This is a genomic window from Paenibacillus sp. 11B (genome assembly GCF_030487755.1).
GTDB lineage: Bacteria > Bacillota > Bacilli > Paenibacillales > Paenibacillaceae > Paenibacillus > Paenibacillus vandeheii.
Window position 1 is genome coordinate 82,686 of the sequence record NZ_JAUKNS010000004.1, and the last position, 23,128, is coordinate 105,813.

General features: G+C 46.5%; 22 protein-coding genes. 3 read left to right on the forward strand and 19 right to left on the reverse strand.

Annotated elements, in window-relative coordinates; all coding sequences use genetic code 11:
• Positions 1–148: 148 nt before the first annotated feature.
• The 7 genes from Q0V21_RS17215 to Q0V21_RS17245 all read right to left on the reverse strand — a co-directional run bounded on the left by Q0V21_RS17215 (position 149) and on the right by Q0V21_RS17245 (position 11,127).
• Complete coding sequence (locus tag Q0V21_RS17215; RefSeq protein WP_301879840.1) at positions 149–1,852, reverse strand: ABC transporter substrate-binding protein; 1,704 nt, start codon at positions 1,850–1,852, stop codon at positions 149–151.
• Between the two features lie 381 nt (positions 1,853–2,233).
• Positions 2,234–3,922, reverse strand: a complete 1,689-nt coding sequence (locus Q0V21_RS17220; protein WP_301879842.1) for an ABC transporter substrate-binding protein — start codon at positions 3,920–3,922, stop codon at positions 2,234–2,236.
• Between the two features lie 185 nt (positions 3,923–4,107).
• Positions 4,108–5,010: a carbohydrate ABC transporter permease gene (locus tag Q0V21_RS17225; protein WP_024631420.1), complete on the reverse strand. Its 903-nt coding sequence runs from the start codon at positions 5,008–5,010 to the stop codon at positions 4,108–4,110.
• A gap of 15 nt (positions 5,011–5,025) precedes the next feature.
• The gene (locus tag Q0V21_RS17230; protein WP_301879844.1) at positions 5,026–6,009 is read right to left on the reverse strand and encodes an ABC transporter permease; all 984 of its coding nucleotides are present in this window, start codon (positions 6,007–6,009) and stop codon (positions 5,026–5,028) included.
• Positions 6,010–6,367: 358 nt separating this feature from the next.
• Positions 6,368–7,972 (reverse strand): response regulator transcription factor, encoded by a 1,605-nt coding sequence (locus Q0V21_RS17235; RefSeq protein WP_301879846.1) that lies wholly within the window; start codon positions 7,970–7,972, stop codon positions 6,368–6,370.
• Complete coding sequence (locus Q0V21_RS17240; RefSeq protein ID WP_301879847.1) at positions 7,965–9,755, reverse strand: sensor histidine kinase; 1,791 nt, start codon at positions 9,753–9,755, stop codon at positions 7,965–7,967. Before Q0V21_RS17240 ends, Q0V21_RS17235 begins: the two co-directional genes overlap by 8 nt.
• 193 nt (positions 9,756–9,948) lie before the next feature.
• Positions 9,949–11,127 (reverse strand): MFS transporter, encoded by a 1,179-nt coding sequence (locus Q0V21_RS17245; protein ID WP_301879848.1) that lies wholly within the window; start codon positions 11,125–11,127, stop codon positions 9,949–9,951.
• 142 nt (positions 11,128–11,269) lie between these two features.
• Here Q0V21_RS17245 and Q0V21_RS17250 point away from each other — a divergent pair, with 142 nt between their 5' ends.
• Positions 11,270–11,881, forward strand: a complete 612-nt coding sequence (locus tag Q0V21_RS17250) for a TetR/AcrR family transcriptional regulator (RefSeq protein WP_301879849.1) — start codon at positions 11,270–11,272, stop codon at positions 11,879–11,881.
• 105 nt (positions 11,882–11,986) lie between these two features.
• On the opposite strand, the gene Q0V21_RS17255 is transcribed toward Q0V21_RS17250, so the two are convergent.
• From Q0V21_RS17255 to Q0V21_RS17275, 5 genes are all read right to left on the reverse strand, one after another.
• Positions 11,987–12,409 (reverse strand): OsmC family protein, encoded by a 423-nt coding sequence (locus Q0V21_RS17255; RefSeq protein ID WP_053780142.1) that lies wholly within the window; start codon positions 12,407–12,409, stop codon positions 11,987–11,989.
• Positions 12,410–12,557: 148 nt separating this feature from the next.
• Positions 12,558–13,304, reverse strand: a complete 747-nt coding sequence (locus Q0V21_RS17260) for an amino acid ABC transporter ATP-binding protein (RefSeq protein WP_079350127.1) — start codon at positions 13,302–13,304, stop codon at positions 12,558–12,560.
• Between the two features lie 16 nt (positions 13,305–13,320).
• Positions 13,321–13,965 (reverse strand): amino acid ABC transporter permease, encoded by a 645-nt coding sequence (locus Q0V21_RS17265; protein ID WP_301879852.1) that lies wholly within the window; start codon positions 13,963–13,965, stop codon positions 13,321–13,323.
• A gap of 31 nt (positions 13,966–13,996) precedes the next feature.
• Positions 13,997–14,830 carry a substrate-binding periplasmic protein gene (locus tag Q0V21_RS17270; protein WP_301880620.1) on the reverse strand — a complete coding sequence of 278 codons (834 nt, stop codon included), beginning with the start codon at positions 14,828–14,830 and terminating at the stop codon, positions 13,997–13,999.
• A 176-nt stretch (positions 14,831–15,006) separates the two neighbouring features.
• Complete coding sequence (locus Q0V21_RS17275; RefSeq protein ID WP_301879853.1) at positions 15,007–15,639, reverse strand: TetR/AcrR family transcriptional regulator; 633 nt, start codon at positions 15,637–15,639, stop codon at positions 15,007–15,009.
• A 239-nt stretch (positions 15,640–15,878) separates the two neighbouring features.
• Between Q0V21_RS17275 and Q0V21_RS17280 the strand changes: the two genes are divergently transcribed.
• Positions 15,879–16,667, forward strand: a complete 789-nt coding sequence (locus Q0V21_RS17280; protein ID WP_256984517.1) for an undecaprenyl-diphosphate phosphatase — start codon at positions 15,879–15,881, stop codon at positions 16,665–16,667.
• A gap of 461 nt (positions 16,668–17,128) precedes the next feature.
• Here Q0V21_RS17280 and Q0V21_RS17285 read toward each other — a convergent pair whose 3' ends face one another.
• The 5 genes from Q0V21_RS17285 to Q0V21_RS17305 all read right to left on the reverse strand — a co-directional run bounded on the left by Q0V21_RS17285 (position 17,129) and on the right by Q0V21_RS17305 (position 20,351).
• Positions 17,129–17,455, reverse strand: a complete 327-nt coding sequence (locus Q0V21_RS17285) for a thioredoxin family protein (protein ID WP_301879854.1) — start codon at positions 17,453–17,455, stop codon at positions 17,129–17,131.
• An 84-nt stretch (positions 17,456–17,539) separates the two neighbouring features.
• Positions 17,540–18,448, reverse strand: a complete 909-nt coding sequence (locus Q0V21_RS17290; RefSeq protein WP_301879855.1) for an aldo/keto reductase — start codon at positions 18,446–18,448, stop codon at positions 17,540–17,542.
• Between the two features lie 146 nt (positions 18,449–18,594).
• Positions 18,595–18,774 carry a hypothetical protein gene (locus tag Q0V21_RS17295; RefSeq protein ID WP_301879856.1) on the reverse strand — a complete coding sequence of 60 codons (180 nt, stop codon included), beginning with the start codon at positions 18,772–18,774 and terminating at the stop codon, positions 18,595–18,597.
• A 176-nt stretch (positions 18,775–18,950) separates the two neighbouring features.
• Positions 18,951–19,694 (reverse strand): 2,3-diphosphoglycerate-dependent phosphoglycerate mutase, encoded by a 744-nt coding sequence (gene gpmA, locus Q0V21_RS17300; protein WP_301879857.1) that lies wholly within the window; start codon positions 19,692–19,694, stop codon positions 18,951–18,953.
• 72 nt (positions 19,695–19,766) lie between these two features.
• Positions 19,767–20,351, reverse strand: a complete 585-nt coding sequence (locus Q0V21_RS17305; protein ID WP_285079698.1) for a DUF420 domain-containing protein — start codon at positions 20,349–20,351, stop codon at positions 19,767–19,769.
• 376 nt (positions 20,352–20,727) lie between these two features.
• On the opposite strand from Q0V21_RS17305, the gene Q0V21_RS17310 reads away from it, so the two are divergent.
• Positions 20,728–21,918 carry a cation:proton antiporter gene (locus Q0V21_RS17310; protein WP_301879858.1) on the forward strand — a complete coding sequence of 397 codons (1,191 nt, stop codon included), beginning with the start codon at positions 20,728–20,730 and terminating at the stop codon, positions 21,916–21,918.
• 149 nt (positions 21,919–22,067) lie between these two features.
• On the opposite strand, the gene Q0V21_RS17315 is transcribed toward Q0V21_RS17310, so the two are convergent.
• A complete protein-coding gene (locus Q0V21_RS17315; RefSeq protein ID WP_024631438.1) occupies positions 22,068–22,553 on the reverse strand; it encodes a DedA family protein in 486 nt (161 codons plus the stop codon).
• A gap of 13 nt (positions 22,554–22,566) precedes the next feature.
• Complete coding sequence (gene pssA / locus Q0V21_RS17320; RefSeq protein ID WP_024631439.1) at positions 22,567–23,112, reverse strand: CDP-diacylglycerol--serine O-phosphatidyltransferase; 546 nt, start codon at positions 23,110–23,112, stop codon at positions 22,567–22,569.
• Positions 23,113–23,128 lie beyond the last annotated feature (16 nt).

Here is a 23,128-nt window from a genome sequence, read left to right on the forward strand (position 1 = left end):
ATTTAAAACGCTTACTGAAAGTGCTTACATTAACGATTATATGCTATTCACCCCCTTTCGTCAACAACAAAAAAGGCCCCTTTATAAGGGCTTTAAAGGGACCCATTTTGATTTGAAAATGATCATTTATCCTGCCTTGTTTTCAGTATTATTTCACGTCTTTACCTGTCCAGAGAGATACACGTTCCTTGATCCAAACGGTATATTGTTTCTCCATGTCTACCGCACCTGCTTTATCAAGTTCAGCCAGGAGATCATCATACACTTTGTCGAAGTTCTCTGGTTTGGCAAGGATGGCTTCAGGGATACGTTTACGGATAATGTCCTGCGTTTTCTGGAACGTTACGTTATAATCCGTATCGGAAGGTACAGGCATGTTATATGCTGCGCCCCAATCTTTCAGCTTCAAGTCATCTTCAGAAGGATAGAAATCTTTCCACGTTGTAATGCCATAGGCTTTCAATGTTTCCTTCTCTGCGGCAGTATAACCTGCTTGGATCTGCTCAGGGAAGTTCGTTGTGTAGTAGTTACCTGTGGAATCTTTGACACCATCGCCATATCTAGCACTGAAGATGTTGTACATTCCGATACCTGTTTCTTTGGTGAACGCCGAGTTGTCATTGACTTTGCGATCCTGCACATCAGCAGGGATAACGCGGTTACCATTTTCAACGTTGTAATGTTGGCCTTCAATACCCCAGTTTCTCAGCACCTGGCCTTCATCCGAAGCGAGCCAATCCATGAATTTGATAATACGTACAGGGTCTTTCGCAGTTGTGGAAATACCGATGCCATATCCATCGAATCCGGTTGGTTGGAATGTATGGTCCACAATATCCTTGTTCAGGGATACAGAGAAGTGAGCGTACGTATTCTCGCCATTGTTAACTGATTTCAATGCATTCTCAGCTTCGCCATAGTTCCATTCCTGGTCAATCAGCCCCAGTACCCGACCGCTAGCGATTTTGGATTTGTATTGATCGTCCTTCTGCACAAATGTATCTTTGTCGAGAATGCCTTCATTGTACATTTTGTTCAACCAGCGGAAGTATTCTTTCTCCTCTGGACGTTTATAGTGCAGCACCGCTTCATACGTTTCAGGGTTAATGTAATATTCACCGTCATCCGGTCCACCTGTTGCCTGGAAGGCCGGGTTCGTTACCGTAATCATAATCTTCCAGTCATCGGCATTCAGCGTCAGCGGAATGGTTGGTTGTCCGTCAATGGTTGGATGTTTTGCATAATATTCTTTCAGAACTTTCTCGTAATCCTCAAGTGTTTTTACTTCTGGGTAGCCAAGTTCTTTCAATACCTTTTGCTGAATCTCGAATCCGCCTGTAGCATCAAACGCAACATTATCTACACCCATGTTTGTTGGGATCGTGTAAATGGACTGATCTTCCAAACTGTATTTCAGACGGTTCATCTGGTCCCCATAGATTTTCTTCAGGTTTGGTGCATATTGATCAATCAGATCTGTCAGGTCAAGCATCGCACCTGCATCCACAAGCTTAGACAAGTTACCTTTAGGATAGATAATATCAGGGTAATCACCGCTGGCAGCCATCAAAGGTATCTTCTGGTCGCCACCATTATTCACATCATACTCCGCTTCAATTGTAACACCTGTTTGTTTCGTAATTTCTTGGCCGACTGCGTCCTTCATATTGTTCCAGTTTGGACTTGCGTCAGCACCAAAGAACGTAAAGGTGATTGGACTGGTCGTATCCCCAGTGTCCGTTGGTGTCTCTGAAGCCGTAGTTCCTCCTCCGCTACCACTGCATCCTGCTGTAATGGCAAGAGCGCTGGCTAACAGAAGCATTGCGAATGTTTTTGGTGTTTTGCCCTTCATGTGTAATCCCCCTTATGGATAAAATGAAGCTATCTATTGTAGAACAGGCTGACCTGCACATACCGATATCGGGTGATTCTGATTGTAAAACGTTTGATTTTATAACATAAAAAGCGTTTTCTAAATGAAGTGAAAAACCCACACTCAATTCAACAATTCGGGATGCTATTCCTTACCTATTCTGACTGAAGAGATTCATGTACAAGTCCTGATAAACCAGTAATGAAAGTGCTTTCATAATTGAATAATAATCCCTCTAAAAGTCCTTGTCAATAGTGAATTCACAAAATTGAAAACGTTTTTCGGAAAACGTTTTAGGTATAAAAAAGAACCCAGTTTCCTGGGCCCTTTCTTTCAAAAAAATCAGTCGGCTAAAACGCATTATTTGCTCTCTTCACCGCTCCACAATTGAACACGGCTTTGGACAAGTTCAGTGTATTGTTTTTCCATGTCCTCTGCTCCGGCTTTGTTAAGTTCAGCAATCATACCGTCATAGATGGCATCAAATTGCTCTGGTGAACTGAGGATTGCTTCTGGGATCCGTTTACGGATAATATCCTGTGTTTTTTGGAAAATAACGTTGTAATTTGAGTCACCTGGAGTCGGCATATTGTACGCTGCTCCCCATGGTTTAACCGGGAACTCATCTTCACTTGGGAACAGATCTTTCCACGTTGTTGCTCCGTATGCTTTGAGTGTCTCTTTCTCCGCATCGGAATAGGCCGCTACAATCTGTTCAGGGAAATTCGTTGTGTAATAGTTATCCGTTGAATCTTTGACACCATCTCCATAGTGACCAGACATATTGGTGTAGAGGCCAATACCTGTTTCCTTCTGGAATACGGCAGCATTGTTCGTTTTTTGGTCCAGCACATCCGCAGGAATCACACGTTTGCCATCTTTCACTTCGTACTGCTTGCCTTCAATACCCCAGTTCATCAGCACTTGACCTTCCTCAGAAGCCAGGTAATCAAAGAATTTGATTGTACGAACCGGGTCCGGATTCGATGTTGTAATCCCTACACCCCAGCCAGATACAAAACCAGGGTCCTGGAAGGAATGATCCTTGATATCTTTAGACAGTGTTACTGGGAAATGTGAATAGGTAGCTTCGTCTTTACCCGCTGCTTTCAATGCGTTCTCCGCATCGGAATAACCCCAATCCTGGTCAATGACGCCCAGCACACGTCCACTTGCAATTTTGGATTTGTATTGATCCGTTTTCTGTACAAAGCTGTCCTGATCGAGCAGTCCTTCTGCGTACATATGGTTCAACCAACGGAAATACTCTTTCTCTTCCGGACGTTTGTAATGCAGACTTGCCTCATATGTCTCAGGATCAATGTAGTACTCGCCATCATCGGGCGCGCCTGTTGCTAAGAATGCCGGATTCGTTACGGTAATCATAATTCTCCAGTCATCCGCATCCAGGGATAACGGAATCGTTGGTTGTCCGTCAATCGTTGGATGTTTCTCCTTATATGCCTTCAATACATTTTCGTAATCCTGGAGCGTACGTACTTCAGGGTATCCCAGCTCTTTCAATACACGCTGCTGAATTCCAAATCCGCCACCTGCATCAAAATACTTCTGGTCTACCGCATAATACGTAGGCAGTACATAAATTCCTTGATCTTCGTTGCTATATTTCAGCCGGTCCATGTAATTACCATACAGCTTCTTCAGATTGGGAGCATATTGCTCGATCAGATCAGTCAGATCGACCATGGCCCCAGCATCCACGAGCTTGCTTAGCTCTCCTTTGGGTGACACAATATCCGGATAATCTCCGCTTGCTGCCATCAAGGATACTTTATCCTGACCACCACTGACGGCAAATTCACCGTTAAGGGTTACTCCTGTTTTCTCTGTAAGGACTTTCCCCACTTCATCCTTCATACCGTTCCAGTTCGGACTGGGATCTACGCTAAAAAAGTCAAAAGTAATTGGAGATGTATCCCCGCTTGTGTCCTTAAACGACGTATCGCCGCTGTTTCCTCCACCGCAACCTGCGAGCAAAGACATCGCAAGCACTGGAGCCAGTGCAATCTTCATTTTGTTTCTTGCCATAATGGTAATCCTCCCGTTTCATATGTCTGTCTATTCGGGACTTTTTTGTCCCTGTCTATAGCTTCATGAATGCCACTCCGCAGCCCTATACGGTGAAGCGCAGGCCAAATGGCTGCGCTTCGGGCATCCTGATGCTTCTTGTATAAATGTACGGCCGCTCTATGTGGCAACCTGTACAGACTTGCTTATGCTTTTACTGCACCCAATGTCATACCGCCCACAAAATACTTCTGCAGGAACGGATACACAATCAGGATTGGAACGGTAACAACAATCGTAATTGCCATCTTGATGGATTCCGGTGAAATCTGTGTCATCTGCTGTGCCATGTCATTGGCGTTACGCCCGGCTCCCGAGCCTTGCTGTGTACTTTGCAGTACTTTCATCAGCTCGTACTGGAGCGTTGTCAGATGAGCCTTCGAACCATTATACAGGTACGTATCGAACCAGGCATTCCACTGGCCTACAGCCAGGAACAACGCGATGGTTGCAAGTACCGGTTTACAGAGCGGCAAAATGATTTTGTAATAGATCTTAAAGTCATTCGCACCATCCAGCTTCGCAGATTCCTGCAATGCATATGGCAGGCCATCAATGAAGGAACGGATAATGAACACGTTAAACGCACTGATCATGCCTGGCAATACATATACCCAGAATGTACCGATCAGGTTCAGGTCACGCATCAGGATGTACACCGGAATCAGACCACCGGAGAAATACATCGTGAGTGCAAGTGTAGTCGAAACAAATTTTCTCAGTTTGAAGTCAGGCCGACTCAGTGTAAATGCAATCATTGAGGAACTGATCAAGCCGAGCAATGTACCTACAATGGTACGCAGAATGGAAATCTGCAAACCTTGCAGCAATCCTTCGTATTGGAAAATGGTTTTATAGTTCTGCAATGTGAATTCGCGAGGCCACAAGTAAATTCCACCACGTACGGTATCTGTAGAGTTATTGAGCGAGATAGCCAGTACGTTCAGGAATGGATACAGTGTTACAATCAGCACCAGGGTCATCGCGAGGATGTTGAATATATCGAACAGCTTATCGCCCCGAGTAGCATTGAATGCTTTGTTCGCCATAATGTCGTCCCCTCCCTACATGATGCTTTCTTTGGTGAATTTTTTGAACAATCCGTTCGCTGTAAACAGAAGGATGATACTGACAACGGAGTTGAATATGCCTATGGCTGTACCATACGAGAATCGTCCCATATTCAAACCATAATTGAGCGCGTATAGATCCAGAACTTCCGAGTAGTCGGTGACCAGACTGTTGCCAAGCAAGAACTGCTTCTCGAAACCGATACTGATCAGATGCCCGATCGACATGATGAAAAGTACGGAAATCGTGGTCCGTATGCCTGGCAGCGTGATGTGCCACATTTGTCTCCAGCGGTTCGCTCCATCCACACGGGAGGCTTCGTAGAGCTCTTGGTCAATACCCGTAATGGCTGCGAGATAGATAATGGCGTTCCAGCCCGTTTCCTTCCACATATCTGAAGCGGTTACAATGTACCAAAACAGGTTCCCCTTGGCCATGAACTGGATCGGCTGGTCAATAATGTTTAGGTTTACCAAAAGGTCATTGATAATCCCTCCATCGGTGGAGAGCATCTTGGTAATAATCCCTGCCACAACGACCCAGGATACAAAGTGAGGCAGATATGATACCGTTTGCACGGCACGCTTGAAGAACATGCCTCTCATCTCATTCAAGAGAATCGCAAAGAAAATCGGCACGATAAAACCGATAACCAGTCCCATCAAGCTCATTGCAAGCGTATTTCGAAGTACCAGATAGAATCGATCATCACTGAACAGCTCTGCAAAGTGTTTAAAACCAACCCACTGTTGATCGCCGAACGATCTGGCCGGTTTATAATTTTGGAAAGCCATCGTCCATCCCCATAGCGGCAGATAGTTAAATACAAAAACCCAAACTACGAATGGCAATGACATGAGATAGAGATACTTTTGCTGTTTCATGCTGTCCCAAATTCTGTTCCGCCGTTTTTGTGTTGGCGGATTGGGGTCACTGCTTCTTTTCGCGGAAGCGGATTTATTTGTTAGCGTTTCCATCTCCGTTCCCCCTCCTCTGTTTTATAAAATAATCATACCTGATAGAGCGTTTTCAAAATACCAGCTGGATTTTAGAGAAAATCATATAAAAATTAGATATCCCCCTATAAAATCCGATATTATATCTATAAAATTAGTGATAATGACGCTGTCTATTATTTATTAATGAAATTAAAAGGGAATTTAATTTGAAAATGGTAATTTTCGAAAACGTTTTATAGAAATCGTTTACTTTGCACAAATTGAAAAGAAAAAAGGACCTCAATGGTCCTTCAAATAGAGACTTTATGTTCGAAAACGTTTTATAACTAATTTGGAGAAATGCCTAGCGACAGAAGCACCTCCACTAAATCATGGCCTACTCCTGTTCCGGCTCTCCTGAAGAGTCCTTAGACTGTGATCTGGCAAGCTCTCTAGCATGCTTGTATGCGGAAGGTGATTCCCCTACATACTTCTTGAATTTGCCGTGGAAATAATCCACGTTGGCATACCCTACTCTTGCGGCAACCTGGTGAACCTTTAACCCTTCATCGAGCAGTTCCTTTGCCTTCTCCATTCGAACCTTATCGAGAAATGCATTGAAATATTCCCCGGTATGGTTCTTGAACAGCTTGCCCAGATAACTGCTATTGTAGTTAAATACCTCTGCGAGTACCTCCAGCTTGAGATTTTCGCCGGGATTACGACGGATAAACTCAATCATCTGTTTCAGTACCGTATCCTTGCTGCCTCCACCCATGCGCTGAATAAGCCGGTTCAGGTGTTCAGCGGCCATCCCTTTGAGATCCAACAGCGTTAATTGATGGTAAACCTCCGTAATGAGAACGGAATGCTCCTGCATAATGGATTGCATATGCTGATTGGCTGCTGCAAGTTTGTTAATCGCCAATGAAAACACTTGGGAGAACGCCGTCTTAATCGCTTGTTCTGTCTGGTGATGCGGAACCAGGCGTTCTTCCATCTCCGTCAGCACACGCATTACGGACTCACTGCTCCGAATGTCGAGCGCATAATACAGCTTGTCTGCCAATTCTGCTTCATCCGGTTCACCACTTTCTTCCCCAAGCACTACAACGGGCCCAGACACACCTTCGCTGTTCTCCTCTTCGTTCCATAACATCACGCGTTGTTCCGCAAACAGAAAACGTCCGCCTAATACTCCGTTGGCCTGAGTATAGGAATGTGCGATGTCTGCTGTGGAATTCACAGGTTGACCTGCTGCCGCGTACATGTGAATATTCCATTCTTCCAGCATGACTTTCAATTCATCATATAAACTGTGAGCAGACTGTACAGTCAAAATAGGCTCTTTGCATAGCAGTCCCAGTCCGGAATGGAATGAAAACACAATACCCCGATCTTTCTGGTCAAAAGCTTCCGCCAGTCTGCGTTTCACCACACTACCACGCTGTAAATCAGGTTCGGCATGCATCTCCAGCAGCACAACCTGATACTGCGGCCAATTCAACCCTAGCGCATTTGCTTCCATCGTGCCTGCACCTTCCAGGCTATCAAAAAGCAACGCTTCTATTTGATGCTCCCGGTAGGCTGTATCCTCACCAGCATGGCGGGCCAGTGTTTCCCTCTCCCGTTTCAGCATCACAGAAATCCGCTCCAGCTCACTGATAATCTCCTCTTCATCCACTGGCTTGAGCAGATATCCATCCACGCCAAAACTGATAGCTTTTTTGGCATAATCAAAATCGGCGTATCCACTCAGGATCAGAAAGTGCGAACCCGGATGGGTCTGCCGCACTTCTTCAATGACATCCAGTCCGGTCATGCCGGGCATGCGAATATCAATGATCGTCAGGTCCGGTTGCAGCTCTTCGAAGCGGGTGATGGCCTCACGCCCACTGGCAGCTGTGCCGATCACTTGAAAGCCGTATTGTTCCCAATCAATAATCGTTGTCAATCCTTCACGTATGCTCGGTTCATCATCTACCAAAAATACTTTATACATGCTGGTCTCCTCCTGCTGGCAAGGTGAAAGAAACCTCTGTTCCTTCCCCGTACACACTCTTGATCTGTAATCCGTATGGCTCGCCGTAGGTCAACGTTAAACGTTGATGTACGTTACGCATGCCGATCCGGCTCTTCTCCTGCTCTTCCGGTCCACAGATGAACTGCATCACTTCAGCCAGACGCTCCGGCGTAATGCCTGCCCCGTCGTCATCGACACGCACCTGCACTTCATCTTTCACCAAACGAATATCTATACTCACACGGACCGTGCCCTCTTTATTTTCCAAACCATGCACAATCGCATTTTCAACCAGAGGCTGAATGATCAAAGGAGGGATGTACATCTTCTCCACCTCCGGGTCGATATGGATCTGGAAAGCAAGACGGTCGCCGTAACGGAATTTCTGAATTTCCAGATAAGAACGTACCATCTCCAGTTCGGCTCTGAACGTCGTTTTGCCGCTACCAATCTCTAGACTCTTACGCATAAGCTTGCCCAGCAGCCTGACGATATTGGCAATCTCCGCCTCCCCTTTGATATGGGCTTTCATGCGGATCGACTCCAGTGCATTAAACAAAAAATGAGGATTGATCTGGCTGGCCATCATTTTCAGTTTAATCTCTTTCTGTGCGATTTCCAATTGATTGTTCTGTTCCGTTGCCTCTACCACCTGTGTCATCAGTTCATTAATACTCTTCACCATGTAATTGAACTGCCTCGACAGCTGTCCGATCTCATCATTCCCGTCAATACGGGAGGTGACATTCAGATCACCCAGCGCGAGCTTGTTCAGATGTTTACTCAAGCGTAACAATCGGTTCGACGTGAGAAATGAAATGATATATACAAGCAGCAAGGCAATGACCAGCACTAGCGTAATGAAAAGCATACCGATCATGCTAATCGTATTGGCATCTTTGACGATATTTTTGGTGGCAAATACCGAAATGATTTTCAGGCTATTCATGCTTGATCCAGGACTGATCTCATCAATGACAATGTTGGATGGCTCTCCTTGAAAATCAGCTTCAATTGTGCCCTTTGCCTGATTTTGCAAATCTACGCCAAAGTCCAGTTCATCCAACGTTTTACCCACCAGATCGGTATTTTTGGCCGCAACCACATAACCCTGCTCGTCCGTAATCAACGTCTCGAACGGTTCTTGACGTAATAATCCATTCAACTCATCCTGATTGATCACAATCATCAGCACACCCTCGGTCCGATATTCGGCAAAAGGCACTTTGCGTACCAGACTGAGCTTATGCACAGGATTATCTCCCTTGTCTGGGATGTAAAACCAGCCGATACTGGTCGTTTCCAACGCCTTCTGATACCAATAGCTCTCTTGGGTCTGCTCGTCCACCGGGATAAACTCCAGATTGTTGATCAGCGTCGGATTGGTCGAGTAAAACCGAATGCCGGCAACCTCACGGTACAGACGCTTATATTCCTGAAAATCTTTATACGCGAGGTAAGCCGAAGTCAGCTCCACAACGCTTTGATATCGTTTGTTCACAATTTCCTTCAGTTCATTGTTGAACATCAAAATGTTGGAAATATCTGTGGGTACACGCAGCAGTGTGGCGGTCTGACTCTTGACCTTTTCCACGTTGTTGATCGTCTGTCCAATGGCATTGTCCAGCGCCTGCTTGCGAAAGTATCCGGTTACAGCAAGTCCAATAATCAGTACCGGAATCATGACGACAAGTACATAGGATATGAGCAATTTATGCTTTAATTTAAGATTATTGGATGTTCGTATGAGCCTTCTAAACATATCTGCACCTTCCGTCGCTTATAAGCGCTTACATATAAAGGTCAGTACATATTACGCCTGCCCTTCCAATTTATCATACCACATAACAGCAAAAGCCCTGCAAGAGGGCTCCGAAAAAAAGGCTGTATGTTGAATGATAAAACAAACCATATGCTTATATAGGTCATTCTAATGTAGGAAGGAAGTCAGAAGCTTATCGGCTGCGTGTTGAGCGGAATCCATGTCCTTTGGCACGCAGCGCAACAATCAGAGCCACAAGGGATAGAAGCAGAATAGCCCAGGAAAAAGACGAAGCTCCCCATTGATTCAGCAGTACACCTCCCGCCAATCCGCCAATGGCAATAGCCAGATTCCAGACGGTCGTATTAATCGGCATAACGATATCCACACCCTGCTCCCCGGCTGCTTGGGCAAGCGCGGTCTGCAACAGTGTAGCCGCGCCACCAAATGTCAGACCCCACAGCGCAACAGAACCAAAGACAACGGCAGCGTGCTCACTCCAAAGGCCCAATACAAGTGCGATCAGCGCAAAACCCGCAAGACTGATGAGAACCAGCATACGCAACCACCGATCGATCAGAAAGCCTGTAATCCAGATGCCCACCAATGCCATCAGGCCAAACACAAGTAACATGAGTCCGACCTTTGATTCCAGACCAACATCGGCGAGGAAAGGAGCAATATACGTGTACAGAATATTATGAGCCAGCATCCAGGTCAGTACGACCGCCAGAATGGGAATTACGCCTGGGGTCAGCAGCACTTTTAATGAAGAAATGCGTTGATCAGCAGACTGTCCTGGATAATCGGGTACTTTCCAGAGCACCCAGAAAATCAGTACAAACGCCAGCAATGACATTAGCCAAAATACCGAGCGCCAGCCCATATAGGAACCCAGCAGTGTACCTGCCGGAACACCGAACGATAAGGCAATCGGTGTACCGATCATCGCAACAGCCATGCCCCTGCCCTTGAGATGATCAGGCACCATCCGCAGCGCATAACCGCCAATTAGGCCCCAGGAGACACCTGCTGCAACACCGGCAAAAAAACGAGCGACAAGTGTCAGTACATAGTTTGACGAGAGGGCTGTAATGGTGTTGAAGACGAGAAAACCGATAATCGCTAGAAGTAAAAGCGGTCGGCGTCGCCAGCCTCTTGTCAGCACGGCCACAGGTATGGCGGCAATCAACGATCCAACTGCATAAAATGTGACAAGCTGCCCTGCCCCTGCCTCAGAGACCTGCAGTCCTTCCTTGATTTGTGGCAGCAACCCCGCCGGAAGTGTTTCAGTCATGATGGCTATAAAGCCAGCCATAGCCAAGGCTAGCAGTCCTAACCACGGGAAGCGTAGAGAATATCTATCGGACATCTGTGCAGCTCCTTTTCAGATAATATAGGACAATAATCAAATTATGGATCGATCATTCCTTATATTATCCACCCCCCTTCACCTTGTCAACGACTTTTGGATCGATTAGTATATAATTAAGAAAAACAAGGGGGAATCTCTTATGGCAAGAACCGGACGTCCGCGCATTTTTGATCGGGAAGAAGCCTTATTGCAGGCAATGATGCTCTTTTGGGAACAAGGATTCGAGGCCACCTCATTGCTTCAGCTGCGAGCGGCCATGGGGGATATTTCTGCTGCCAGCTTCTATGCGGCCTTTGAGTCCAAAGAAGCTCTGTATAAAGAAGCGGTAGAACGATATATGGGTACGTTTGGACGCGTAACGGAAAGCTTCTCGGATCTTACGCTGTCTCCAAGGAAAGCGATTGAAACAACTTTAAAAAGTACCGCCAAAATGCAAACAGACAGCGCTCATCCATCCGGCTGTTTAATTGTGCTGTCAGCCAGCACATGTTCTTCCAGAAACAATCATATTCGTGATATCGTCGCTGAGAAAAGAAAGCTGACTCGCGGCCGTCTGCAGGCATGCATCCAGCGTGCTGTGGAGATCGGTGAACTGCCAGCCTCTACTGATGTATCCATGTTGACTACTGTTTTTGATACTTTTATGCAAGGTATTTCTACACAAGCCCGGGACGGCGTCCCTTTTGCAACGCTTGATCAGGCCATCACGGAAATTATGGGCATCTGGGACCTGGCTCAACAGCCTGCCTGACCTGTTTACTGACTTTTTCTTACTGACCGATGAGGTATAAAAAAAGCCAAAAAGGCACTCCCATGATTGGAAGTGCCTCTCAAGTATAGAGTTTTCACATTTGCATTATGGACGCGGAGTGTCTACCCCATTCAAAATCAGCTTGGGATGAATATCTGCGCTCAGCGAAGCGGAAACTGCACAATACTTCTCTTCAGCCATTTGGATGGCTTTCCAGATCCGGTAATCCGGGATATCGCCGTCTACTTTGAAGATCAGGTCAATGGCAGTAAAACCTTTTGGCATGCCTTCACTGCGTGTACCTTGTGCTTCAATCTCAATGCCAGTAATTTTGTCCAGGAAAGCGTCCAGAATCATCGTGATATCAATCCCCATACAGCCTCCGAGACCCGCCAGTAACAATTCCATGGGTGTAGCACCCTTGCTGTCACCACCATAGGCAGCTGTGGCATCCATGCCAACCGCGTAGCCAGAGGGTCCTTCGGAAGTAAACGCGCGTTTGCCTTTCCATACAGTTGTTACATTCATGATGTTTATCCTTCTTTCTTAGAATAGTTTACGCTCTTCAGATATCCGTTCCGGGTACGGATCGTTCTTCTGGAGACAAAAGCGAACGCTACGCTTCTTCAGAATCGATTCCGTCCCCTTCACTCAGTCTGCTTATCTCTGAAAATTCTTAGAATTCAGTAATTTGCTGCAAAAATCTGCGTGTACGCTCCTGCGTTGGATGTTCAAAAAAGGCCTGTGGACTTGCTTCTTCCACGATCGATCCATCCGCCATAAAGACGATTTTGTTCGCCACATTCCGGGCAAACTTCAATTCATGCGTGACCACCAGCATCGTCATGCCTTCCTGTGCCAGCTCCTTCATAACGGAGAGTACTTCTCCCACCAGTTCAGGATCAAGGGCTGAGGTAGGCTCGTCAAACAGCATCACTTCAGGCTCCATAGCAAGTGCGCGAGCAATCGCCACACGCTGCTGTTGTCCACCAGACAAACGGGATGGATATGCATCCTGCTTGTCCGACAGCCCGACCCGATCCAGCAGAATCCGGCCGCGTTCGGCTGCTTCGTCCCGCTTGATTTTTTTCACTGTCACGAGACCTTCCATCACATTGCCAAGCACCGTCTTGTGCGGATACAGGTTGAACTGCTGGAATACCATACCGGTTTGTCGGCGGATTTCCAGTACCCTTGACCGCTGGATTCGCTGCGAGTCGGTACTGTCTACCACCACTCCATTGACTTCAATCTTCCCGCCGGAGAGCTCTTCCAGACCGTTCAGACAGCGCAGTAACGTACTTTTGCCTGATCCACTGGGTCCCAGCAGTACAACAATATCTTTTGCATCGACATGCAGATCTATATTTGTGAGAACTTCATTTTTCCCAAAACGTTTGGTCAATCCTGTCGTTGTAATCATCGCTTCTCCCCTCCTATCAGTAAGCCCGGGCCAGCCGGCGCTCCACTTGTTCCAGAATGGCCGAGAAGCCGATACTCATGATCCAGTAGATCACGCCAATCGCCAGATAAAACGGCATATTAACGTAATATTGCGCGACCAGCAGCTGTGCCGAGCGAAGCAGCTCCGTAACCCCAAGAGCTGCCACAAGGGATGTTTCTTTCAGCATGCCGATAAACGTGTTGCCCATCGGCGGGATGGCAATACGAACAGCCTGCGGGAAGATAATCCGTCTCATCGCTTGAGCCGGGGTCATTCCCGTTGCGTATGCAGCTTCCGTCTGCCCTTTCGGTACAGCTTGAATCGCTCCGCGGAACGTCTCGGACAGAAAGGCACCTGCATTAAGACTAAGACCGAGACAGGCTGCCGTGAGTGAGCCCAGGGTTACACCGTAATCGACCAGCCCATAATAAATAACGTATAATTGCACCAGCAGCGGGGTTCCCCGCATGATGGATACGTAGAAACGGGCGATCATCCTGAGCCACATCGGACCTTTCAGACGCGCGATAGCGACGAGCACCCCGATGATAAAGGCAAAAAACATGGAGATTACAGTTACATACAGCGTGTAATACGCCCCCTTCAGAAAGAAGGGGATATTTTCAAATACCAATTCCATCGATCAAACTTCCCTTCGCCCTGCCGGTTCATTATTGCGCAGGCTCTTCACCAAACCATTTTTTGAAGATGGTATTGTACGTACCGTCATCTTTCATTCCTTTGAGCGCATCATTCAGTGCTGCTACGAGTTCCGGATTGTTTTTGCGCACAGCAATACCTGCCTGGTCACTCTTAATCGGTTCACCTACGGCTTTGATTTTGAAGCCGTTGGCATCTACAATGGGTTTCAGCGCATACATGTTGTTGATTGTGGCATCGATCCGTCCAGCATTCAGATCTTTGAGTGAAGAGATCACATCGTCATAGGTTTTAATCGTGAAGTCGCCCACTTTTGGCAACACTTCATTACGCAGATATGTTTCATCATTCGTACCCAGACCTACACCAATCGTTTTTCCTTTGAAATCTTCCAGCTTGGTAATATCATTGTTATCACTTTTCACAATGATTTTGACTTGGTTTGTAATATACGGATCACTGAAATCCAGTACTTTCTTCCGATCATCGGTAATCGTCATCTGGCTGATGATGGCATCCAGCTTTTTGGCTTGCAGACTTGGTGTCAGCCCGGAGAACTCCTGGGATTCAAATTCAACCTTAACCCCAAGACGCTTCGCAACCTCACGTGCGATATCTGCATCGTAGCCATCCATTTCTTTCTTATCGTTCAGGAAGTTGTATGGTGCGTATGTGCCCATCATGCCCACTTTAATGACGCCAGCAGACTTGATCTGCTCCAGTTCATTATTCGCCTGTGCTCCATTACTGCTTCCATTATCCGTAGCTTTACTGCCACAAGCGCTCAGTACCAGCACGGTCATAAGCAGAAGAGCTGTTAAAGTCCAGCCTTTGCGTGATTTCATTCCATATGTTTTATTCATGTCATTAACTTCCTCTCATCCATCTAGTCATGTCTTGTTGAAACTTATGTTTCCTTAGTTCTCTAACTACAGTTGTACCCATTATTCCCTGCTGCTGGCTTAATCATGTGAATATTTAATCCCGTTATTGAAAATAAACCACCGGGGCCATCACACCTTTAAATACCGAGCAGTCCGTAAAACTCAAAGCTTGCCGCCTCCGCAGCGAGCGTTGTTGCGGTCATTGATGAGAACTCGCTGTGCAACTCTTCCGAGCCAAACAGCCAGCGCGTAATCATACCTTCAATCATGCTAACCAGCAGCGCAGCGCGGAGCGGAACATCCATGGACTGTGGCAGCATGCCCAGTTCAATGGCCCGCTGCATGTTGTGACGAAATGCTTGTTCTACCGCGCCCCGTGTCTCTTCAACCAAACGACGTACCGACTCTTCCGACACGATGCCTTTGAGCAACAATTCCATAAAGTAACGATTGTCCGCTGCAAAGGAAAACAGGTCGGTGAACAGCCGTTCCGAAGCTCTCACCATATCCTCAACCGATCCGGCATCTTTGCGGTAACCTTGCCCGATCGCTTCAAGCAGCTCCTCCCTGCCGGTTAACACAATCTCCGAGGCAATGGCTTCCTTGCTTTTGAAGTGCCAGTAAAAGGTGCCTTGCGCTACACCGGCTTCGCGGACGATATCAGAAATTTTGGTCTGATGATAGCCCTGGGTTGCAAAACGCTCCATCGCTATACGTATAATTTGGTCCCGGCGTTCTTCTCCGGGTTCCAAATGATTGTTTTTAGACATTTGCCTACCCTCCCGATTGATCAGTCAGTCAGTTAATGTATATCCTATTGGATAACTAGGTTTTTGTCAATATAGTTTTAAACAATTCATTACAAGCATAAGTTGAAGTTGAGCGCATTTGTGATCATAATAGATGATAGCCTTGTTCAAATGAACGGGCATTGTCACGCAGGACAGCCTTTATGCTGTCATCTGCATTTCAAGGAGGAAGAGAATTGGACTTTATATCATCAATTATTATGGGCATCATCGAAGGTTTGACTGAGTTTTTGCCCGTGTCCTCGACCGGACACATGATTCTGACTGCCCACTTGCTGGGATTATCGGAGGACAACGAGTCAGTCAAAACGTTTGAGGTGGTTGTGCAACTCGGAGCTGTACTTGCTGTCGTTGTGCTGTACTGGAACAAATTCATTGATATGTTCCGCTTCACCGGAGGCAAAAGGAGCTACACCTCCCGTCTGAATCTCATACATATCTTTTTGGCGATGGTTCCTGCCGTGGTCATTGGACTTGTATTCCGGGACTGGATCAAAGCGCATCTGTTTGGTGCACAGACGGTACTGTACAGTCTCGTTATAGGTGGTATTCTGATGATTGTCGCTGAACGTTGGAGTCACCGCAGCGAACGCATTACAACCCATGATGTAGACGATATTACGTATAAACAGGCGTTTGTTGTGGGGCTTTTTCAAATTCTCGCATTATGGCCAGGCTTCTCCCGTTCCGGTTCGACGATCTCCGGTGGACTGTTCGCAGGAGTAAGCCGGGTTGCAGCAGCGGAATTTACATTCCTGGTCTCTGTGCCGATTATGATTGGAGCCACAGGATATGATCTGTACAAAAGTATCGATCACCTGAACAGCAGCGATCTCCCGATCTTCGCGATTGGATTCATTGCCGCATTTATCGTGGCCATGCTTGCCATCAAGACGTTCCTGTCCATTTTGAAAAAACTGAGCCTGACCGTCTTTGCTGTTTATCGCTTCGTGCTGGCAGCCGTATTCTTTATCATTTTAATGATGTAACCCTATCTTCAATTCATGTAACCAAAAAGCCAATGGCGACCTGTTTCCCTACGGAACCTGGTCGCCATTTTTATGTACTAAACAAAATCAGGACCACTTTCTGGCCTGAACTTTATTTAATTTCTTTAGATCCCTGATTCTTTTAATAATATGCTTCCTATTACGCTTTCTTTCTTCCAACAGTTGTTTCACACCTCTCATCAATAAAAGGTATCTCAGGTCATCCTCATGGCTCAATTGATGCATTTCTTTAAGAATCGTATTGCTCATCTCCGTCTCTGTCACCCCAATATTTGTTTATCCTGAACATTATACGAGAGCGTTCTTAACAAACTCTCAACAATTCGATTCATTTGTGAACAGCATCCTTCCTCCTCGCCCCAACATCAAAAACACCTCCTATCAGCGATAGGAGGTGTGTGTTTCGTATAACTAATGCGATCTAAACAAACTGATTCCGCTTATACCTTGGACTCCAAAGTCTGCAGGTATTCCGAGATTTGAGCAGGCGTTTTTGCCCATTTGCTGTGCAGATGCGCAATTTTCTTGCCGTTCTGGAATACCAGCAGACTTGGAATGCCGCGTACACCGTTTTCTTCAGCAAAAGGAAGGAACTCTTCTGCATCCAGGGCATAGAAGGTTTTATCCGCATGCTGGTCGATAACATCCCCGATAAAACGATCCAGGTTTTTGCAATCCGGACACCAGGTTGTATCAAATTTAATGACGGTAAGCCCGTCAGAATTAATTGTATCGCGATATTGTTGCTCACTTTGAATTCTATCCATATGTCTTCTCTCCCTTATTTGATTCTTCATGGTTGACCTTCATTGTACCTCGTATAGTTACAATTGAAAATAGGCTGCCAACGTTTAGCGGTGCTGCTTGTACAGATTAGCGGGGCTGAGCTCCCGTATTTCGTTAATCTCCGCATCCGTAAGTGCTGCTGATTCCGAGGCTGCGATATTATGCAACAACTGCTCTCTCGAACTGGCTCCTGGCACAACAGCGGCAACAGCAGGATGCGCTAGTGCATAGCGAATGGCCGTTTGAGCCATGCTGCGATTGTCTGTAACCAAACGGCTCAGTCCTTGGCGTATGGAATGCAACTCCTCTGGTGTATAATCCAGATAACCTTTATCTGCCTTGGCAGCACCAGAATCGGCGAGAACCCCACTTGCGACGGGTCCACGAGCGATAACGCTAATGCCCTTTTGCTCCAATAAAGGCAATACTTCCTCTTCAGCCCGACGATCTGCTACGCTGTATTGATTCATTACGCTGATAATGGAAGCCCTCTGCACATATTCCCGAATTACGTTAGGACGAATGGAGGATATGCCGTAATACCGGATAAGCCCTTCCTGCTTCAGTTCCTCAAAGGCTTCAATCGTCTCTTCGATTGGATCATCCATTGTACCGCCATGCAGCTGATACAGATCAATATAATCCGTCTGCAGCCGTTTCAGACTGTCTCGAACAGCCTGTTTGATATAGGCTTTGGAAGGGTCCCATGACCAGCCTTCTTTCCCCGGTAGGCGACGATTGCCAACTTTGGTTGCCACAATCACCTGATCCCGGCGGCCCTGAATGGCCTGTCCCACGATTTCCTCGTTTTTCCCCGCATCATAGAGGTCAGCGGTATCCAGAAGATTAACACCACGATCCAATGCTTCATGAATCAAGGCGACGGCAGGTCCCGCTTCGATTCCAAGCGACATACAGCCAAGCCCAATTTCACCAACCATGAGTTCGGACGAACCCAGACGATTTTTCTTCATAAGTTGCACATCCCCTTCCATACGTTCTGCAAGTTTCCATTGTATCATTCTTGCTGGCAAAAATCGCATATGACATATGAGCGCACACAAAAACCCGGGACCGTACCAGCTCCGGGCTTTTCATGCAAAGTCTTCTATACCAAAATCTATTTTACATCCACACGTGAACCTGTTTTGCTTCCATAAGTCGGTCTAGAAGATGAACTTGAATTTTTCATCAGTCCTGACACCGTAGTGAACAGCTTATCCCTTGCCTGTTTGTTCCTCATCAAGTACGTCACGCCTGCTCCAATAGCTGTTACAATGATTCCACTTTTCTTAGACATATGTTGATCCTCCTTCAGGATTAATGTACATTGTGTCTTGCTTGAATTTACCCTGTAGGAGAAAAACGAAACGTCAGATGCCATCTCTAAAATTAAAGAATGGCCTATTATAACTTAAAACAAATGGCCCCTGAGAATTCAGGAGCCATTTTCTAACGTGCTGGCTTAGCATTCAATCAATCGGACGGTGGCGCGACATGAGTCATTTCCTCATGTTTGTACGTAGAGCCATCCGCAGTCAGGTAAAAGTGACCGATCGGATGCAAATCTTCATCCAGTTCGTAGACCAACGGTATGCCTGTCGGAATATTAAGCGCCATTACGTCCGCCTCGGACATTTGGTCCAGATGCATGACGAGTGAACGGAGCGTATTGCCGTGCGCGGAGATTAGCACCCTTTTGCCTGCTGATACAACCGGCTTGATCTCTGCATTCCAGTACTCCAGCACCCGCTTCGATGTATCCATCAAATTTTCGGTACGCGGGATGGTACAGCCCAACCGTTGATATTTGTCCTGATCCTGAACATAACGATCATCTGTTTCGTCCAGGGCCGGGGGAGATATGCTGACGGAGCGTCTCCACTCCATCACCTGCTCCTCGCCATACTTCAGCGCAGTCTGCTGTTTGTTCAGTCCTTGCAGTGCCCCGTAGTGACGTTCGTTCAGCTTCCACGTCTTCGTAATCGGAATCCACATCCGATCCATCTCATCGAGTGCAATATCCAATGTACGAATGGAGCGTTTAAGTACCGAAGCATAGGCGTAGTCAAAATCAAAACCCTGTTCCTTCAGAATCTTTCCCGCTTTCCGTGCTTCTCCGTATCCATCGGTCGTCAGATCCACATCCGTCCAACCGGTAAAACGGTTCTCCACGTTCCACATACTCTGTCCATGGCGAATCAATACAACTCTGTACATAAGCGTGAATCCTCCTTCCATGAAACCATTACCCGCAAGGCGAGCCGGATATGCCCATGATATGTGAAATGATTAATAGTAAGGTGCCATCATCAGATACACAACTACCCCCGTTGAACTAACGTAGAGCCAGATTGGCATCGTCCAGCGAGCAATTTTACGGTGTTTCTTCAATTGATTCGTCCAGCCCCATACCAGAGTGAACAGAGCAAGCGGTACAATGATGGCTGCCAATATGCTGTGCGAAATCAGAATGAAGAAATAGATGGAACGAATGATACCTTCCCCGCCGTATTTGGACGTCTCAGGAGACAGATAATGAAACGACAAATACGTAACTAAAAATAAAAGCGTCGTTGTGAATGCAGCAAGGATAAACCTTTTGTGCAGTTTTACATTCCGTTTGATGATGGCAATTAGTGCCGCGAGCAGAAAGATAAAGGTAAAGCTGTTGAAAACGGCGTTAAACCGCGGCAAAATTGTAATGTCAAAGGCCACATCGCCTTTGTATCCGATAGATGGTGCAAAGAACAACAATAAAATAATGACGTTGGCGAGAATGGAAATGGTAATAATGAGACCTGCGAAATTTTTATTACTGGTCGGGGCAATCTGATTGGATTGAATGTTCGGGTCCCCTTTGTCCTGTTTGCCCAATGAAAAATCCTCCTCATATCCTAACTTCTATGTTCTATCTCATTATATCTTGCCATATCTCGACTGTTAAGTGACAACACTCTGAACAAAAAGCCTTGTCAGGTTCCTTTAAAGTGCCCTCTTAAGGCCATTTTCATTAAAAGCTCGCCTTCACCGGTTTACCCCATCCTGTATTTGTGGTATAATTAATGCAATTAAACACATACGCGTTGAACTGGAGGAGCCTGTCACCAAGGGCCCTCCTTGTCTTTTTTTAAGGCATAAAGCGGCACTTTTACAAGCGCTGTTTTATGCCTTTTTTTGTTCTTTAAGCTTGGAATGATCCCCCCTTGGACAGGTAATCCTATAAACGCTACTGCTGGAGAGGAGCACATCTATGGAATTTATTTTGGTTCTTGCGCTAATTCTGATTTTCACCAAGTTAGCCGGAGATTTATCGGTAAGACTTGGTCAACCGTCCGTATTGGGTAAATTGATCGTTGGTGTCATTCTCGGACCTGCTTTGCTCGGTTGGGTTCAACCGAATGATTTCATCCATTATATGGCCGAAATTGGGGTATTGCTGCTCATGTTCATTGCCGGACTTGAGACCGATTTGGAGCAATTGAAGAAAAACTGGAAGGCGGCCTTTGCCGTAGCCGTTGGGGGTATTATTTTACCTTTTATGGGGGGTTACGGTTCCGCAATAGCCTTCGGCATGTCGCAGACACATGCATTGTTCTTTGGACTTTTGTTCTGTGCAACATCCGTAAGTATCTCTGTCCAGACATTGAAGGACATGGATCAGTTGGGCTCACGTGAAGGCACTACGATTCTGGGGGCAGCTGTTGTAGATGATGTCCTGGTCGTGGTCATTCTCGCTGTAATGATGAGTTTGCTCGGAACAGGTGCTGGAGACACATCCATCCCTCTTCTCATTGGTAAAAAGCTGCTGTTCTTTATTATTATTATCGCTGCCAGCTGGTTCCTAGTTCCACGCATCATGAAATGGATGGCCCCGCTGAAGGTTACGGAAACCGTTATCACCGCGGGCCTGATCATCTGTTTCGGATTTTCGTACTTTGCGGAGTGGATGGGTGTTGCCGGGATTATCGGTGCATTTGCGGCGGGTATCGCCATCTCCCAAACCAACTTCAAACATGAAGTCGAAACCAAACTTGAGCCGATCGCTTACAGCATTTTTGTCCCTGTATTCTTTGTAAGTATTGGCTTGAATGTTACTTTTGAGGGTGTCGGTTCACAGATCTGGTTCATTGTTGTCATCAGTCTCATCGCCATTGCTACCAAGCTTCTCGGCGGAGGAGCGGGTGCACGGCTGACTGGATTTGATCGGGCCTCATCCTTGGCTATTGGATCAGGTATGATTTCCAGGGGGGAAGTTGCTCTTATTATCGCCTCCACCGGACTCGCTTCCGGATTACTGGATCCTGAATATTTCACTAGTGTGGTTATTATGGTTATCATTACAACACTGGTTACGCCACCTCTGCTCAAAATCACCTTTGCTCGTAAAAAAGGCGAAGCCCGTGTTGAACAAGGCATTGAAGACTCGCATTTAAGTGGGTAAAACGAAATGTTATGTACCAGCTCGCCGTGGAAATTCCACGGTGGGCTTTTTTTATATTTTCCATAGAGTTGATTCATGTGGAAACAAAAAAAGACCCCTTACATACAAAAGGTCTTTATCCTCGCCTGTTCATAACAGGCTGTCCCATTTTAAGTTAGCACCCCTACATAAAAACCGATGGATATAAAGACAACACACCATATAAACGCCCCAATGCCGGAGACCAGAACATAACGCCCCATAGCCATACGGCTAATCCCGGAGAAGCAGCACATCAGATGACGAATGCCTGGAATGAAGTATCCCAATATGATGGACCAGTACCCGTATTTCAAAAACCATGACTCTACCCTGCCGAGCCGTTTGGCGTTGACTCCGACCCACTTACCATACTTCTCAACCAGTGGCCGACCTGCCTTTTTGCCAATGGTGTAACTGAGAAGTCCTCCGGTGAACGCTCCGCCAAAGCTGACGACGATGGACACCGAATAATTCAGCACCGAGATGGAGGCGAGATAACCGACAAAGGTCATCATCACCTCATCCGGAATAGGCATGCCAATCACGCCAAGAGCCAGCAGTCCGTAAATTGCGAAATAACCATATTGACCAATAAATTCTCTTGCAAATTCCATACTGACTCGCTCCTTATTTCGGCTCCACAATATCCTTCTCATGGGGGGCTAGCACTTGTTTTAGAGACGGGAATCGGATTTGGCTAACCATAAGACCGGATAATACGATAATGACAAGATAGGCTACACCATGAGTGAAATAAGGACTCCAGAGCGCAAAAAAGGACATCAGACCGCCTGCAAACGTAATCGGCATGCCAACAAAACCATGGCTTGCTGTCTTCTGGCAATTGTAACGGGCGAGACGCAATGCACCACATACCGGGAATAGTGCTGTCAGAGCCATCCCCAGCGTACTTACTTCGTACATAGAGTTCAAATACAGGATCAGCACAGGGGCTGTTCCGAACGAAATAACATCAGCAAGTGAATCCAGCGCTTTGCCGAACTCCCCTTCACAATGCAATTTCCGGGCAGCGAACCCGTCAAACAGATCAAAGAACATCGCTACCCAAATCAGCGTCACGGCCAGCGCAAACTCGCCATGGATAGCCATTATGACAGCCAGCATACCTGAAGTTAGGTTGCCCAACGTTAGAATGGACGGTAAAGATTTCATAGACTTGACTCCCTTT